This window comes from Nonomuraea sp. NPDC050540, from assembly GCF_044457485.1.
Lineage (GTDB): Bacteria > Actinomycetota > Actinomycetes > Streptosporangiales > Streptosporangiaceae > Nonomuraea.
Genome location: NZ_JBITHA010000012.1, coordinates 71,846 through 84,678, shown reverse-complemented (window position 1 = coordinate 84,678; position 12,833 = coordinate 71,846). Strand labels below are relative to the sequence as shown.

13 protein-coding genes are annotated in these 12,833 nt (G+C 70.9%); 4 read left to right on the top strand and 9 right to left on the bottom strand.

Annotated elements, in window-relative coordinates; translation table 11 throughout:
• Positions 1 to 5: 5 nt before the first annotated feature.
• Both ACIBI5_RS34535 and ACIBI5_RS34530 read right to left on the bottom strand, forming a co-directional pair.
• Positions 6 to 1,208 (bottom strand): cytochrome P450, encoded by a 1,203-nt coding sequence (locus tag ACIBI5_RS34535; RefSeq protein ID WP_397252909.1) that lies wholly within the window; start codon positions 1,206 to 1,208, stop codon positions 6 to 8.
• Positions 1,209 to 1,219: 11 nt separating this feature from the next.
• The gene (locus ACIBI5_RS34530) at positions 1,220 to 1,660 is read right to left on the bottom strand and encodes a hypothetical protein (protein WP_397252908.1); all 441 of its coding nucleotides are present in this window, start codon (positions 1,658 to 1,660) and stop codon (positions 1,220 to 1,222) included.
• Between the two features lie 54 nt (positions 1,661 to 1,714).
• Here ACIBI5_RS34530 and ACIBI5_RS34525 point away from each other — a divergent pair, with 54 nt between their 5' ends.
• Complete coding sequence (locus ACIBI5_RS34525; protein ID WP_397252907.1) at positions 1,715 to 2,317, top strand: TetR/AcrR family transcriptional regulator; 603 nt, start codon at positions 1,715 to 1,717, stop codon at positions 2,315 to 2,317.
• 83 nt (positions 2,318 to 2,400) lie between these two features.
• On the top strand, positions 2,401 to 4,677 hold the full coding sequence (locus ACIBI5_RS34520) for an ATP-binding cassette domain-containing protein (RefSeq protein ID WP_397252906.1): 2,277 nt from the start codon (positions 2,401 to 2,403) through the stop codon (positions 4,675 to 4,677).
• 41 nt (positions 4,678 to 4,718) lie between these two features.
• Here the strand turns inward: ACIBI5_RS34520 and ACIBI5_RS34515 are convergent, their stop codons facing one another.
• From ACIBI5_RS34515 to ACIBI5_RS34500, 4 genes are all read right to left on the bottom strand, one after another.
• On the bottom strand, positions 4,719 to 5,990 hold the full coding sequence (locus ACIBI5_RS34515) for an FAD-dependent oxidoreductase (protein ID WP_397252905.1): 1,272 nt from the start codon (positions 5,988 to 5,990) through the stop codon (positions 4,719 to 4,721).
• Positions 5,991 to 6,084: 94 nt separating this feature from the next.
• A complete protein-coding gene (locus tag ACIBI5_RS34510; RefSeq protein WP_397252904.1) occupies positions 6,085 to 7,800 on the bottom strand; it encodes a DJ-1/PfpI family protein in 1,716 nt (571 codons plus the stop codon).
• 90 nt (positions 7,801 to 7,890) lie between these two features.
• Positions 7,891 to 9,105 (bottom strand): amidohydrolase family protein, encoded by a 1,215-nt coding sequence (locus ACIBI5_RS34505; RefSeq protein WP_397252903.1) that lies wholly within the window; start codon positions 9,103 to 9,105, stop codon positions 7,891 to 7,893.
• Positions 9,106 to 9,128: 23 nt separating this feature from the next.
• Positions 9,129 to 9,491 (bottom strand): hypothetical protein, encoded by a 363-nt coding sequence (locus tag ACIBI5_RS34500; RefSeq protein ID WP_397252902.1) that lies wholly within the window; start codon positions 9,489 to 9,491, stop codon positions 9,129 to 9,131.
• 83 nt (positions 9,492 to 9,574) lie between these two features.
• Here ACIBI5_RS34500 and ACIBI5_RS34495 point away from each other — a divergent pair, with 83 nt between their 5' ends.
• Complete coding sequence (locus ACIBI5_RS34495; RefSeq protein ID WP_397252901.1) at positions 9,575 to 10,030, top strand: MarR family winged helix-turn-helix transcriptional regulator; 456 nt, start codon at positions 9,575 to 9,577, stop codon at positions 10,028 to 10,030.
• Here the strand turns inward: ACIBI5_RS34495 and ACIBI5_RS34490 are convergent.
• Positions 9,984 to 10,493, bottom strand: a complete 510-nt coding sequence (locus ACIBI5_RS34490) for an FBP domain-containing protein (RefSeq protein WP_397252900.1) — start codon at positions 10,491 to 10,493, stop codon at positions 9,984 to 9,986. The genes ACIBI5_RS34495 and ACIBI5_RS34490 overlap by 47 nt on opposite strands.
• Positions 10,494 to 10,559: 66 nt before the next feature.
• Between ACIBI5_RS34490 and ACIBI5_RS34485 the strand changes: the two genes are divergently transcribed.
• Entirely contained in the window at positions 10,560 to 11,132 is a 573-nt protein-coding gene (locus ACIBI5_RS34485) for a TetR/AcrR family transcriptional regulator (RefSeq protein WP_397252899.1), read from the top strand.
• 36 nt (positions 11,133 to 11,168) lie between these two features.
• Here the strand turns inward: ACIBI5_RS34485 and ACIBI5_RS34480 are convergent, their stop codons facing one another.
• Complete coding sequence (locus ACIBI5_RS34480) at positions 11,169 to 12,521, bottom strand: serine hydrolase domain-containing protein (protein ID WP_397252898.1); 1,353 nt, start codon at positions 12,519 to 12,521, stop codon at positions 11,169 to 11,171.
• Positions 12,518 to 12,757 carry a hypothetical protein gene (locus ACIBI5_RS34475; RefSeq protein ID WP_397252897.1) on the bottom strand — a complete coding sequence of 80 codons (240 nt, stop codon included), beginning with the start codon at positions 12,755 to 12,757 and terminating at the stop codon, positions 12,518 to 12,520. The genes ACIBI5_RS34480 and ACIBI5_RS34475 overlap by 4 nt, the downstream gene beginning before the upstream one ends.
• Between the last annotated feature and the right edge of the window lie 76 nt (positions 12,758 to 12,833).

Below are 12,833 nucleotides of genomic sequence, written 5' to 3'. Positions count from 1 at the left end.
GCGGGTCAGACGGAGATCGGCAGGCGTTCCGGGCCGCGCAGGTTCATGCGGCCGTTCATCTCCACCTCGCCGGCGAAGGCGAGGGCGGGGAAGCGGGTGACCAGGCGTTCGATCGCGACCCTTCCCTCCAGCCTGGCCAGGGCGGGACCGAGGCAGTAGTGGACGCCGGCGCCGAAGGAGATGTGGTTGCGCGCCTGCTCGCGTTCGATGCGTAGTTCCTCGGCGTCCTGCCCCCAGTAACGGGGGTCGCGGTTGGCCGAGGCGAGGCAGGCCAGCACGAAGCTGCGCGGCGGGATCGTCCTGCCGCCCACCGTGTACGGCTCCAGCGTGATGCGCCGGGTCTGCTGGACGGGACTGTCGAAGCGGAGGAACTCCTCGATCGCGTTGGCGGCCAGCTCGGGGCGTTCGCGCAGCAGGGCGAGCTGGGCGGGGTTGCGCAGCAGGGCGGTGACGCCGTTGGCGATGAGGTTCATGGTGGTCTCGTGCCCGGCGACGTAGAGCAGGGAGACCTGGGCGATCAGCTCGTCGTCGCTGAGCGTGTCGCCGTCCTGCTCGGCGGCGATGAGGGCGGTGAGCAGGTCCTCGGCCGGGTGGGCGCGCTTCCAGGCGAGCGCCTCGCGGATGACCCGCGTCATCTCGCCGCCGGCCTTGGACACGGTCGCCAGCAGCTCCTGGTCGGCGACGGGTTCCAGGGTGCGGACCAGCAGGCCGCTCAGATCGCGGATGCGGGTGTGGTCGGCGGCGGGCATGCCGAGCAGCTTGGAGATCACCGCGAACGGCAGCGGGAAGGCCAGGGTGGCCATGAGGTCGACCCGGCCGGCCGTCTCGATCTCGTCGAGCATGGAGTCGACCAGTTCGGTGATCTCAGGCTCCAGCGCCGCGACCTTGCGCGGGGTGAACACCTTGCCGACGAGTGAGCGCAGCCGGGTGTGGTCGGGCGGGTCGCGGTCGAGCATGGACATTCCGAGCACGTTGTCACCCGCGTGGGCGAGCTGGTCGCGCTGGTCGCGGACCGGGCCGGGGTCGAGCTTCCGGTCGTCCACGGACAGGCCGGCGCGCAGGAGCCCGGCGATGTCCTCGTACCCGCTCAGGACCCAGAATCCGAACGGGCTCTCGTGCACCGGCTCGGACTCGCGCAGCCTGCGGTAGGCGGGGTACGGGTCGTCGGTGAAGCCGGGCTCGAACGGGTCGAACAGCAGTTCCGTCATCGGAGAACTCCTCAGGCGGTGGATGGGCGGGCGACGAGCCACCGGCATCGGCGGCGTCGGGGCGGAGGTCGCGGTAGCCGTACCGCGTGGACTCCCGTGGCGGCGTGCAGCGTGCGGCGGTGGTGCGCGTCCAGGTCGGTGAGGGCGGGACGGCCCGCGTGGGCGTCGAGCAGGAACCTCGCCCCCGGCATGGCGGCGGACAGGTCGCGCCACAGGGCGGTCAGCGCCGCGTCGATGTCAGGCGGCCAGTCCTCCAGCAGGGCGTCGAGCCGGGCGTCGAAGGCCCGGTACCAGCGCAGTTGCACCTCGCGCAGGAGCCCGTCGAAGTCCCCGAACTCCGCCGCCACCCGCGCGGCCAGCTCGCCGGAGACGCAGGTGCGTCCGGTCGCGGTGATGTCGGCGAGTACGGCGTGCACGACCTGATGGCGCCGGCGCGACGATTCCCACGACATCGGTGACCTACTTAGCGTCGGAAACATACACTGCGTATGTCGTATACTCCGCGTATGCCTCCTGTCAAGAGCCGCCGGGAGCAGTACTCCCAGGCGACCAAGGCCGCGCTGCTCGAAGCGGCAACCCGTCGATTCGCCGACCAGGGCTTCGCCGCCACCGCGCTGGAAGACGTCGCGGCCGACATCGGCGCCAGTCGCGGCGCGGTCTACCACCACTTCGCCAACAAGTCGGCGCTCTTCGAGGCGGTGCTCGACCTGCTGGAGAAGGAGATGCTCCGTCAGGTGGTCGAGGCGACCGCGGGCGCCGGCGGCCCGTGGCAGGCGGCGATGGCGGCGACCGAGCAGTTCCTGGAGTGCTGCTGCGACCCGGTCTACGGGCGGGTCGCCTGGCAGGAGGCGCCGCAGGCACTGGGCTGGCACCGGTGGAAGGAGTTCGAGGCGGAGTACGCCTACGGGCTGATCGAGACACTGATCGCCACGCTCGTGGCGGCCGGGGAGATTCCGGCCATGCCGGCGGAGCCGATGACGCGCATCACCTTCCACATCCTGGGCGCGGCGGGGATCGCGCTCGCCGAGACGCCGGAGGCGGACAAGCAGCGGGTGAAAGCCGACTACCTGCTGACCATCACACACCTGCTCGGCGGGGCTCGACTTTGACGCCAGGTTGAGGGTTTCCGCGCATTCACCTGGGTGCTTTCCGGGAAACCTTTCATGGCGAGGTCAATGGAATAATTCAAGACATGCAGCCTTCGGACTACGACGCCGCAGACAACCACGACCTCATCCAGGTCCGTGGAGCCCGAGAGAACAATCTGAAAGGGGTCTCCCTCGACCTGCCCAAGCGCCGGCTCACCGTCTTCACCGGCGTGTCCGGGTCGGGGAAGTCCTCGCTCGTCTTCGACACGATCGCGGCCGAGTCGCGCCGGCTGATCAACGAGACCTACACCGCGTTCATCCAAGGTTTCATGCCGCCGCTGTCGCGGCCCGAGGTGGAGTCGCTGCACAACCTGAGCGCCGCCATCATCGTCGACCAGGAACGGATGGGGGCCAACGCCCGTTCGACGGTCGGCACGGCGACGGACGCGTACACGATGCTCCGGATTCTGTTCAGCCGGCTGGGCGAGCCCTTCGTCGGACCCGCCCCGCACTTCAGCTTCAACCGGGCCGAGGGCATGTGCCCGGCGTGCGAGGGCCTGGGCAAGGTCACCGACATCGACGTCGACGAGCTGGTCGACAAGGACAGGACGCTCAACGAGGGCGCGATCACCGCCCCCGGCTACGCCGTCGACACCTGGTACTGGCAGATCATCGTCAACTCCGGCTTCTTCTCCCCTGACCGCAAGCTCGCGGACTTCACTCCCGAGGAGTGGCAGCTGCTCCTGTACGCGCCGGTCACCAAGGTCAAGGTCGGCACGAGCAACCTCACCTACGAGGGCCTGGTTCCCAAGATCAGGAAGCAGTACCTCGGCAAGGAACGCGACTCCATGCAGTCGGCGGCGCGCGCCTTCGCCGACCGCGCCATCAAGCTCGGCACCTGCGCGGACTGCGGCGGCTCCCGCCTCAACCAGGCCGCCCTGTCCTGCCTCATCGACGGCCGCAATATCGCCGACTGCTCCTCCATGCAGATCAACGACCTGGCCGAGTTCGTCCGCGGCCTCAAGGGCTCCGGCGTCGGACCGATGATCGACACCCTCGGCACGACACTCGACTCGCTGGTCGAGATCGGCCTCGGCTACCTCAGCCTCGACCGCGAATCCGGGACGCTCTCAGGCGGCGAGTCGCAGCGCGTCAAGATGGTCAGGCACCTCAGCTCTCCCCTGACCGACGTCACCTACGTCTTCGACGAGCCCACCGCCGGCCTGCACCCGCACGACATCCAGCGCATGAACGACCTCCTGCTCCAGCTGCGCAACAAGGGCAACACCGTCCTGGTCGTCGAGCACAAGCCGGAGACCATCGAGATCGCCGACCATGTCGTGGACCTCGGCCCCGGCGCCGGTTCCGCGGGCGGCGAGCTCTGCTACGCCGGTGACCTCGACGGGCTGCGCGCCTCAGGCACCCTGACCGGCCGCTACCTCGACCATCGGGTACGGCTGCGCGAGACGTTCCGCGCCCCGACCGGCCACCTGCCCGTCACCGGCGCCACCCTCCACAACCTCAGGAACGTCGACGTCGACATCCCCCTGGGCGTGCTGACGGTCGTCACCGGCGTGGCCGGATCGGGAAAGAGCTCGCTCATCCACGGCTACGTCTCCGGCGGTGACGGCGTGGTCGTCGCCGACCAGTCGCCGATCCGCGGCTCCAGGCGCAGCAACCCGGCGACCTACACCGGCGTCCTGGACCCCATCCGCGCCGCCTTCGCCAAGGCCAACGGCGTCAAGCCCGGCCTGTTCAGCGCCAACTCGGAGGGCGCCTGCCCGGCCTGCAAGGGCATCGGCATGATCTACACCGACCTGATGATGATGGCCGACGTCGGCTCGGTCTGCGACGAGTGCGACGGCAAGCGGTTCACGGCCGAGGTGCTGTCGTACCGGCTGCGCGGCAGGAACATCAGCGAGGTCCTGGCCATGTCCGCGGAAGAGGCCCGCGACTTCTTCACCACCGGCCAGGCCAGGACGATCCTCGACCGCCTGAACGCGGTCGGCCTCGGCTATCTCGGCCTCGGCCAGCCCCTGACCACCCTGTCCGGCGGCGAACGCCAGCGGCTCAAGCTCGCCATCCACATGGCCAGGAACGGCTCCACCTACATCCTGGACGAGCCCACCACCGGCCTGCACCTGGCCGACGTGGACCAGCTCCTGGCCCTGCTGGACCGGCTGGTCGACGACGGCAACACGGTCATCGTCATCGAGCACCACCAGGCCGTGATGGCCCACGCCGACTGGATCATCGACCTGGGTCCCGGCGCCGGCCACGACGGCGGCCAGATCGTCTTCTCCGGCACCCCGGCCGACCTGATCGGCCAGGGCTCCTCCCTGACCGCCCAGCACCTGCGCAAGTACGTGAGCGCCGGCTAACCGTCACCGAGCGGCGAGATCCGGCCTGCGCACATGGCGCGTCAGACCGGGGAAACGATCCCGTCGGTCAGCTCGCGCAGCCGGGCGGCACCCGGTGTCAGCAGGTCGGCGACGGCGAGCGCCGACCTGACCGCGCTCTCCTGGCTGTCGCTGCCGGTCAGATGACTGCCCGCCAGGTAGATCCCGCCGTGTCCCTGGCGGGCGGCCAGCGTGGCGCGGGCCCGTACGGCCGCCGGGGTGACGACGAGCTGGCGGAAGGAACGCTGGGCGACGACCTCGGCGGGCGGGCGGTCGCGGTAGGTGATCCAGCTCTTGAACACGTCCACCCCGAGGGCCGGGCCGTACCAGTGGGCCGCCTCGGCCCAGCCGTCGTGCACCTGCAGGTTCACCGCCGACCAGTGCCGCCGGTCGGCGGGCTGGTAGGCGGGGTCCAGGTGGACGGCGACCTCGGCCGGCGTGTACGTGAACGCGCCCAGCGCCAGCCGTAGCCGATGTGTGCCCGCCAGCGGGGACAGCAGCGACAGCGCAGCGGGCGCGGGCACGGCCAGCACCACGCAGTCGGCCACGACCGCGCGGCCCGCGGCGTCCACGACCTCGAACCGCCCGTGGTCCCGGCGCAGCGCGCCGACGGGCGAGCCGGTGCGGACCGCTCCAGGGGGCAGCGCGCCGGCCAGCCGCCTGGCCACGTCCTGGGTGCCGGGGACCAGGGCGGACCACAGCGGCGCGTGCTCCCCGGAGGAGGCCGACACGCTCAGGCAGAACTCGATCGCCGCCCGCGCCGACACCTCGGGCGCCTGCTCGTTGGCGCACCGGACGTGGTGGGCCAGCAGCGGGTAGAGCAGCCAGTCCTTGGTCTCGCGCGCGAGCGGCAGCGGCTCGACCAGCTCGGCCAGCGGGATCTCCCAGCTCGGATCGGTCGCCTGGAATTTCGCCGCGGCGGCCAGAAACGTCTCCAGCGCCTTCCACGGCCGTCCCGTCACCGGTGCGCGATCGCCGCGCCGCTCGTCGGGCAGGTGCGGGGTGACCAGCATCGGCGCCGCCCGGTCCGGCCCGGTCACCGTGAGCGTCAGCGGCGCGGGGGCGAGGTCGGCGCCGGACAGTCCCAGCAGCCGCAGCAACCGGCCGTGCGCGGGAAAGCCGGTCGGTGAGAGGTACTGCGCGCCGAGGTCGACGGTGACGCCTTCCGCCCGCACGCTGTGGGCGTGCCCGCCGGCGTGCCGGTCGGCTTCGAGCACGACCACCTCGTGCTCGTCGTCCAGCAGCCACGCGGTGGTCAGACCAGCCAGGCCACCTCCCACGATCGCGATCCGCATGCGTCACCCCTATGGCAGGTCTCTGACGGGCAGTCAGAAGAAGAGTCAACCCACCACATTAGGCCGCTTGTGCGGAATTGCCCACGCCTTGGCGCTACCGGCTCCTCCGGCGGCCGAGCGCCCAGCGCACCGCCCAGCGCACCGCCCGGCGGCCGATGACGGCCGCGGCGGCGCCCAGAAGCAGGAGCACCAGCGCGACGATCGTCGCCGGCCACAACCAGCCGCTGCCACGCAGGTCCACGTCCATCACGGGGTACTCCAGCGTCTTGGCCGCCCACCGGGCGGTCGGCACGTCATAGGTGCGGGCGATGTCCCGCAGAACCGGGTCGAAGGCGAACTCGGCTCCGGTGTGCAGATACTCCGCACCCGCCTCCCGGCCGCGGACGGCAGCCGTGCCCGGCACCAGCAGACGGTCCAGCCCGCTGGCGTCGCGGGCGCGCGGGACGAACGTCAGGCCGTGCCGCGACCTGATCGGCCCCTCGCCGACCGCGACCGTCCGCCCGACCATGGAGTGTTCGGTGTACGTCGCGAACGCCGAGGCCAGCTCCAGCTCCCCCGTCCCCTCGACGAGCCGGACGCCGATGGCGGAAGGACCGACCTGGTAGGAGGAGTTCAGGGCGACGACGGCCACGTCCGCCGGTTCCCAGCTGGAGACCGGCACGGACCCGGACGCGCCGGGCGTGTAGTGGCGCCAGTGGACCCGGCGAGCGGCCTCGCGGGCGGCGTCCATGCCGACCAGGCGTTCCAGGACGCGCAGTCCGCCGTCGATCCCCGACAGGACGCCGGCCGTGGAGATGACCTCGCCGTCGTCCACATAGCGGCGGCCGCCGACCCAGCCGACCTTGCCGAAGTCCGCGCGCAACTCGGGCAGCCGCCACCAGTGCGAGGTCGCGGGCCGGCCGTCCAGCAGTCCGCTGGCCGCCAGCGTGCGGGCCCCCGCGCACACGCTGACGGCCAGCGCCCCGGCCGCCGCCTGCCTGCGCAGCCATGCGGTGATCGCGCCGAGCTCGGCCGGGTGGTTCAGGGCCGGGACGACGACCGCGTCGAGGGTGTCGCTCCGCCCGGCCAGCAGCCGGTCCAGTTCGCCGAAGGTCAGGTCGGGCACCAGGTCGAGGCCGCCGGTCAGCGGTACCAGCCGGGCTCCGGGCGAGACGACGTAGGTGTTGACGCGGCCGGAGCCGGCCAGCACCTCGTACGGCCCGAGCAGGTCGCCGGCGTTGGTGCCGCCGTCGCCGGCCAGCAGGGCCACGGTGGGTTTGGCCGGGTCGTGCCTGGCCTGGTTGCCCGCCGGCCGTACCGTGACCGCGTCGGCGCGGGCGGCGTACAGACCCGCGAACTTCCCCGCGGTGTTCACCTCCGAGACCGACGCGGGGACCAGCAGCGCCACCAGCACGACCCCCGCGCGCCCGAACCACCGCGGATCCAGCCGATGCCGATGGTTCAGGTACTGCTCGCGCCGCCACAGCATGACCGCCGCCATGGCGACGAACATGAGCACGTGCCCGATCGTCATCACCAGATGGCCGGACATCACCCCTAACCAGTACGGGACGAGCAGCAGGAGGAACGGGGCGATCATGGCCACGCTCATCTCGGCGATGGCGGGCCAGGCGTGGTGGCGTACGCGCATCCACAGCGCCATGCCGAGGGTCATGTCGGCGGCCATGATGAGGACGTCGACGTCGGTTCTGCGGCTTCCGGGCAGGACCGCGTCCCACAGCAGGCCGAGCAGCAGCATGCCGGCGAGCATCGCGACGGCCATCTCGAGGTAGTGCAGTCCGAATCGCAGCCATCTCTTCGTCTGAGTCATGGTTCGACTATCGGAGCGGGCGGGGCCGTACCCCAGGAATGGACGTGCGCAGGTCCGGAATCTTGGGTGTCCGGTCTTTCCTGCCGTGGGTCAGCGCGGCTGGCGCACGCCGCGGCGCCAGACCTCGGCGATGGCGCGGGTGGCGGTGATGCCGCGGGTCGGGTCGCCGTCGACCAGGACGAGGTCGGCGCGCAGGCCGGGCAGGACGCTTCCGCGGTCCGTGAGCCCGAAGTGGAGCGCGGGCAGGCGGGTGGCGGCGGCCAGCGCCTGCTGGGGGGTGAGCCCGGCCTCGACCAGCAGCAGCAGTTCGCGGTGCATGCTCGCGCCGTGCAGCGGGGCGAAGAAGTTCGCGTCGGTGCCGGCCAGCAGGGCGACGCCCGCGCGGTGCAGGACGGCGGCCGTGCTCAGGGCGTTGACGACGCCCTGCGGATGGACGGGGACGACCGAGTGGTCACGGTCGAGCGCGGCCCTGGCCCGCTCGGGCAGGCGGGCGGCGATGCGCTCGTCGCGCACGAGCTCGGCGCCGCGCGGGTCCTGGGTGATCGACTCGATGTACGCCAGCGTGCTGACCACGAAGACGCCCTGCCCGGCGGCACGGGCGGCCAGTTCTTCCGTCACCGGGTCGCCGGGCGCGCTGTCGTGGAAGACGTGGGCCAGGCCGTCGATGCCGGCGTCCAGCGCGATGGCGGTGTCGCGGGCGGTGGCGACGTGCGCGATCGTCCGCAGCCCCGCCGCGTGTCCCGCCTCGACCAGGGCCTCGACCACGTCCGGGCCGATCGCCGGCAGGTCGAGCCCGGCGCTCTCACCGTTGTCGATCACGATCTTCAGGTAGTCGGCGCCCTCGGCCACCCGCGCCGCCACGAACGCCTTGGCCTGCCCGGCGTCGGCGATCGTGTCGAAGGGGCCCACCGCGTCGCCGAGCCAGTCGAGCGCGCCGCCTTCGGCGGCCATGATCTGACTCGGGTGCCCGCCGGGCGCGGTGGCCAGCACGCCGGAACTGCGCAGGTCGGCCACGTCGTCGCGGTCGGCCGCCAGCCGGCGTTGGCGGGCGAGGTTGCCGGGCAGGCAGAACATGTCGAGCTCGGTGGTCACGCCGAACGTGAGGGCTTGGGCGAGCATGCCGTCGGAGACGTGCACGTGGGCGTCGATCAGGCCGGGCAGAAGGGTCTTGCCCGAGCCGTCGATCTCCACGTCGGCGCGCAGCCCGTCGGGCTCGGCGATCCGGTCGCCGACGATCAGGACATCGGCTTTGGGGAGGATGCGCTCGCCGGTGAAGACGCGGGTACCACGGATCAAAGTACGCATGCGCCTGATAGTACGACCTCAAACTATCTGATGTCGAATTTACGGCGGGCGACCACCACCACCAGGAGCACGATGGCCGCCACGTCGAAGAGCGCGCCGGGCGCGTCCCCGAACCGGCCCGGCCCGAGCACGGCCAGGAAGGTCGCCTTGGTCACGATGGCCGCGGCGGCGGCCGGGATCCGGGCCAAGGGCTGGAAGGCGGCCCAGACCAGCGCGGCGCCGAGCGCCGCCTGCAACATGCCGCGGTGTTGCAGCAAGGCCAGGGTCATCGGGTCGGACGGCACCGCCATGCCGTACGCGGTGGTCAGGGACGCGGGCACGAACAGGGCGGCGACCGGCGTGGCGGTGATCACACCGAGAGCCACCAGGATGATCCTGTCCAACATGCTCCCTCGCTCTGATTATCAGTAGGGCTGATTATCAGCATAAGGAATCGATCTGTCCCCGTGAAGGCCCTAGATTGGGGTTCATGGAGCCACGCCTCGACACCCAGACGGGCTACCTGCTCGTCAAGCTCGGAGCCCAGGCCGGGGCGCGGTTCGACGGCGTGCTGGCGCCGCTGGGCCTGCGCGGCCGGCACGTGCGGGTGATCGAGGAGATGCGCGGCGCCAGTCACTCGCAGCAGGAGTTGTGTCAGGCCACCGGCCTGGACCGGACCACGATGGTGGCCGTGCTGGACGACCTGGAGCAGCGCGGGTACGCGCGGCGCTCGCGCAGCACGGCGGACCGGCGCAAGCACGTGGTGACGCTCACCGGTGCGGGCGAGCGCGCGTTCGAGGAGGCGGCGCGGGTGCTCGCCGAGGCGCAGGAGGCCTTTCTCGCTCCGCTGAGCGCCGGGGAACGCGACCAGCTGCACGACCTCGTCGAGCGGCTGCGGGTCACGGCAGGACGAGCTGCTCCGTCACCTTCTCCAGGAAGGCGTTGACGTTGGCCACGGTCCGCTCGGCCAGCTGGTCCAGCGTCAGCGACTCGTGCAGCCGCGAGCCGGGCCCGGCGTCCTTCTTGCCGCGCAGGTACAGGGAGCAGGCCAGGTCGGTACACATGTAGGCGCCCACGGAGTTGCCCTGCTGGCCGCCCTTCCCGGCTCTGCGCGCGGTCAGCAGGGACACGCCGTCCCCCATGTGGCTGGTCAGGCAGATGGAGCACAGGCTGCGCCGTACATGGCGGGCGTTCGGCGCGGCGCGGCGCAGCGCGACCCCCATGAACGCCACGCCGTCGTCGGCGACAAGGTAGGCCCGCTCGGGCGCGGCGGGGTCCTGCCAGCCGAGGAAGTCGAGGTCGTCCCACGGCCGCTCGGCCAGGTCCCTGGGTACGGCCAGCCGCTTGGCCTCCCCCTTGGTGCAGTTGACGAAGGACGCACGGATATCACGCTCGGTCAGTGGTCTCATACCGGCGAAGCTAGCTTTTCCTAGAGGTACTATGCAAATGATTAATCCCTCTAGGAAGATGGTCACATGGCACGCGTAGGACTGAGCGCCGACCGCCTGACCAGGGCGGGCGCGGAACTGGCCGACGAGATCGGCTTCGAGAACGTGACCGTCTCGGCGCTCGCGCGCAGGTTCGGCGTCAAGGACGCGAGCCTGTACTCCCACATCAAGAACGCCCGGGACCTACGCGTACGGATGGCCGCCCTGGCCCTGGCCGAGATGGCCGACCAGGCCGCCGCCGCGCTGGCCGGCCGCTCGGGCAGGGACGCGCTGGCCGCCTTCGCCAACGCCTACCGCGACTACGCCACGGAACACCCAGGCCGCTACGCCGCCGCCCAGATCGAGATCGACCCCGAGGGCCCCGCCGCCGACGCCGCCCGGCGGCACTCGGCGATGACCCGCGCGATCCTGCGCGGCTACGCGCTGCCCGAACCCGACGAGACCGACGCGGTACGCCTGCTGCACAGCACCTTCCACGGCTACGTCAGCCTGGAGCGGGCGGGCGGCTTCGGCCACGGCGCCCGCGACTCCGGCGCCTCCTGGGCCCGCATCCTCGACACCCTCCACGCGCTGCTCACAACCTGGCCGGCCGGAAGGTGAAACAGCCGCTCTTGGCGAGGTGTACGTTCCCGAACCTTATGCCTGGCGTCTCGGCGTCACGCGGCAGTTGGTGTGAAGGTACTGGGCCGCACCGTCCTTGAAGTCGTAGATCGCGACGGTCTGGGTGTCCTCCTCGGTGGGCATCAGGAAGTGCGTCTCGCTCACCGGCAGCAGTTCGTGGGTCAGGCGGTCCGGTTTGCCGAGGAAGGCGGCCTCCATCGGGTTGAGGAAGAGGGTCATGAACAACTTCTCGCCCTCCGCCTTCACCTCGTAGCGGACGTCCGGTCGCTCGTAGACGCCGTCGTACCGCGAAAGATCAAGCTTGAGATCCGGAACGGGCGCCGGGAGGGCGGGGATCGTGACCGCGCCGAGTTCGGCCAGGATCTCGTTGAACACCTTCCGGTACAGGCCGTCGCGCGGCCCGCCGTTGGTCAGCATCGTGATGGCGAGGTTCGAGTCCGGCAGGACGCGCAGCCGGGCGTTCTGGCCGATGGTGCTGCCGTCGTGGGCGTAGACGGTCTCGCCGTGCCAGTCGCACACGATGAGCCCGAGTCCCCATTCCGGTCCGAACAGGTACGGATCAGGCACCGGCACGCGTGACCGCATCATCTCCTGGAGGCTCGCGGCCGAGACGATCCTCGTGCCGTCGGCCGCCGTGCCGCCGTTGAGCAGGACGTGGGCCAGCGCGAGCACCTCCCCGACCGTCGAGCTGAGGTTGCCTCCGGGGCCGAAGGAGCGCGGCAGGTAGTCCACCGGCGAGACGATCGGCCCTTCCTCCGGTGAGCGGACGACGTGCCCCGTGGCCGCCCGTGTCCGGTCCACGTGCTCACGCCGGCTGCTCGTACTGCTCAACCCCATCGGCTCAAAGAGCCGATATTTCATGATGTCGTCCCACCGCCGCCCGTCGGCGACTTCCATGATGCGCGCGAGCACCGCGTAGCCGAGGGCCGCGCTGTATCCATGGGTGTACGCCAGCGGGTGCACCTGCGGCGCCCCGGCGATGTTGCGGATCATGCGCTCATAGACATCGTCGCCTTCACCGGGATCGCCGAAGGACTCCTCGATGCCGTTGGTGTGGTTCAGCAGATGACGCGGCGTGACCGCGGCGCTGACCTCCGGATCGGCGACCGCGAACTCGGGCAGATAGCTCCGCACCGGCTCGTCCAGGGCGGCCTTGCCCTCGTCGACGAGCTGCATGAAGGCCAGCGCGGTCCAGGTCTTCGTCAGGGAGCCGCACTGGTAGATGGTGCCGGGCGTCGCGGGCTCCCGTGTCACGACATGCCTGACCCCGGCGGCGAACTCGGTGATCTCACCGTTGTGCAGAATGCCGACCGCGGCGCTCGGGGTCTGGAACTCGCCGAGGATCTCCAGCAGCCGCTCCGGGGTCATCCGGGCAGCCCGACCGCGTTGGCGCCGTCGGCCTCGAAGTACTCCGTCGTGGCGTGGGGGCCGTCGAGGACGGCCTTCACGCTGTCGATCGAGTCGTGGACGATGACGTTGACCGCCTTGGTCCCGTCGGTGCTCGCCACCGCCACCAGCCACCGCGCGCCCGAGGGCAGCCGGCCGTGCGCCCGCTTGAGCGTGTCCCAGAATCCCCGCTCGTCGTTGATCGTGGAAATCGCCATGATGTGCATGCTTGTCGCACCCCTTTCGAATCGCGGAAAGGCTACGTTGCGTTTCACATTACGTCAACGGAAAGTG

Coding starts and splice junctions, on each gene's coding strand:
- ACIBI5_RS34475 (WP_397252897.1), bottom strand. CDS start 12,757: ATGGCGATTTCCACGATCAACGACGAGCGGGGATTCTGGGACACGCTC.
- ACIBI5_RS34520 (WP_397252906.1), top strand. CDS start 2,401: ATGCAGCCTTCGGACTACGACGCCGCAGACAACCACGACCTCATCCAG.
- ACIBI5_RS34530 (WP_397252908.1), bottom strand. CDS start 1,660: ATGTCGTGGGAATCGTCGCGCCGGCGCCATCAGGTCGTGCACGCCGTA.
- ACIBI5_RS34515 (WP_397252905.1), bottom strand. CDS start 5,990: ATGCGGATCGCGATCGTGGGAGGTGGCCTGGCTGGTCTGACCACCGCG.
- ACIBI5_RS34525 (WP_397252907.1), top strand. CDS start 1,715: ATGCCTCCTGTCAAGAGCCGCCGGGAGCAGTACTCCCAGGCGACCAAG.
- ACIBI5_RS34500 (WP_397252902.1), bottom strand. CDS start 9,491: ATGTTGGACAGGATCATCCTGGTGGCTCTCGGTGTGATCACCGCCACG.
- ACIBI5_RS34505 (WP_397252903.1), bottom strand. CDS start 9,105: ATGCGTACTTTGATCCGTGGTACCCGCGTCTTCACCGGCGAGCGCATC.
- ACIBI5_RS34480 (WP_397252898.1), bottom strand. CDS start 12,521: ATGACCCCGGAGCGGCTGCTGGAGATCCTCGGCGAGTTCCAGACCCCG.
- ACIBI5_RS34510 (WP_397252904.1), bottom strand. CDS start 7,800: ATGACTCAGACGAAGAGATGGCTGCGATTCGGACTGCACTACCTCGAG.
- ACIBI5_RS34485 (WP_397252899.1), top strand. CDS start 10,560: ATGGCACGCGTAGGACTGAGCGCCGACCGCCTGACCAGGGCGGGCGCG.
- ACIBI5_RS34495 (WP_397252901.1), top strand. CDS start 9,575: ATGGAGCCACGCCTCGACACCCAGACGGGCTACCTGCTCGTCAAGCTC.
- ACIBI5_RS34490 (WP_397252900.1), bottom strand. CDS start 10,493: ATGAGACCACTGACCGAGCGTGATATCCGTGCGTCCTTCGTCAACTGC.
- ACIBI5_RS34535 (WP_397252909.1), bottom strand. CDS start 1,208: ATGACGGAACTGCTGTTCGACCCGTTCGAGCCCGGCTTCACCGACGAC.